Source organism: Anaeromyxobacter oryzisoli (assembly GCF_022690765.1).
Classification (GTDB): Bacteria; Myxococcota; Myxococcia; order Myxococcales; family Anaeromyxobacteraceae; genus Anaeromyxobacter; species Anaeromyxobacter oryzisoli.
The window spans coordinates 1-1,540 of the sequence record NZ_JALCZA010000164.1 but is presented as its reverse complement, the minus strand read 5'-3'; the positions used below and the strand labels follow the sequence as shown (position 1 = coordinate 1,540).

The following is a 1,540-nucleotide window of genomic DNA, read 5'->3' as shown; positions in this document are numbered from 1 at the left end:
GCTGGAGCTTCAAGTCATGAAGCTCCGCAAGCACCAGTTCGGCCAGCGGTCCGAGAAGGTGGACCCCGATCAGCTCGCGCTCTTCATCGCCCAGGCCCAGGCCGAGTCTAAGCAGATCGACGAGGCGGTGGCGGCGATCCTGGAGGCGACCACCCCCGGCCCCGACGCGCCCATCCCCGCGCCGAAGCCGCGGCCGCTCCAGGGGCACGGACGGAACCGCCTACCGGCGCACCTGCCGCGAGAGGAGGTCGTGCTCGAGCCGGCCGAGAAGGAGCGGGCCTGCGCGATCTGCGGCGAGGAGAAGGCGTGCATCGGCCACGAGCGGAGCGAGGTGCTCGAGTTCGTGCCGGCTACCTTCAAGGTGATCGAGTACGCCCGGCCGAAGCTGGCGTGCCGCAAGTGCGGCGAGGGGGTGGTGATCGCGCCGCCGGCCGCCAAGCCCATCGACGGCGGGCTGCCGGGCCCGGGGCTCCTCGCCCACGTGTTGGTCTCCAAGTACAAGGATCATCTCCCGCTCAACCGGCTCTCCGGGATCTACGAGCGGAGTGGCGTGCACCTGAACTCCTCCACGCTGGGCGACTGGGTCGCGGCGGGGACCGACGGGCTCGAGCCGATCGCGAGGGCGATCTGGCGAAAGGCGATCGAGGCGCACCTGCTCCAGAGCGACGACACCGGCATCAAGGTGCTCGACAAGGACCATCCCAACGGCGTGAAGCGCGGACACCTGTGGGTGTACCTGGGCGACGGGCAGTGGAGCGCCTTCGTCTACACGCCGGACTGGAAGGGAGAATGGCCGCAGAGCTTCCTGGCCGCTCGCAAGGGCTGGCTCCAGGTGGACGGCTACGGCGGCTACCAGGACCTCTTCACGCGCGAGGGCGCCACGGCGATCGAGGTGTCGTGCTGGGCGCACGCGCGGCGGGGCTTCGTGGAGGCGCTCGACGCCGGCGACCTGCGCGCCGCCACCCCGGTCAAGCTCATCGCGAAGCTCTACGACATCGAGCGCGCCGCCACCGAGGCGGGCGAGGCCCACGAGGCGAGGCGCGAACGCCGGCAGCGCGAGGCGCCATCGATCCTCGCCGCCCTCGGCAAGTGGATCGCCGACGCCTACCAGGCGGAGCCGCCGAAGAGCCCGCTTGCCAAGGCCTGCTACTACGCCATCGCGCGCTGGGAGAGCCTGAAGCGCTTCCTCGAGGACGGCCGTTTGCCGATCGACAACACGGCGTCCGAGCGCGCGCTGCGCCAGGTGGCCGTGGGCAGGAACAACTATCTCTTCGCCGGCTCGGATCAGGGCGGAGAACGGGCCGCGATCGCGTACACCGTGATCTCGACCTGCATGCTGGCCGACATCGACCCGCTCGCCTACCTCACCGACGTCTTCCAGAAGCTCGCGGATGGCTGGCCCAACCACCGCCTCGGCGAGCTGCTCCCGCCCAACTGGGCCGCTGCGCGGCGCGCCGCGGCAGCCTGATCCCACTCGCACTCGCCGAAGCCTCCCACGCCGGTCCGCCGGACCGCTACGTGCGGTCGGCCGGGCGGATAC

1 protein-coding gene is annotated in these 1,540 nt (G+C 71.0%); it reads left to right on the top strand.

Features of this window, described 5'->3' with window-relative positions; translation table 11 throughout:
* The coding region (gene tnpC, locus MNZ27_RS23155) for an IS66 family transposase (protein ID WP_242396424.1) at positions 1-1,468 on the top strand (1,468 nt) is incomplete at its 5' end.
* Positions 1,469-1,540: the final 72 nt, after the last annotated feature.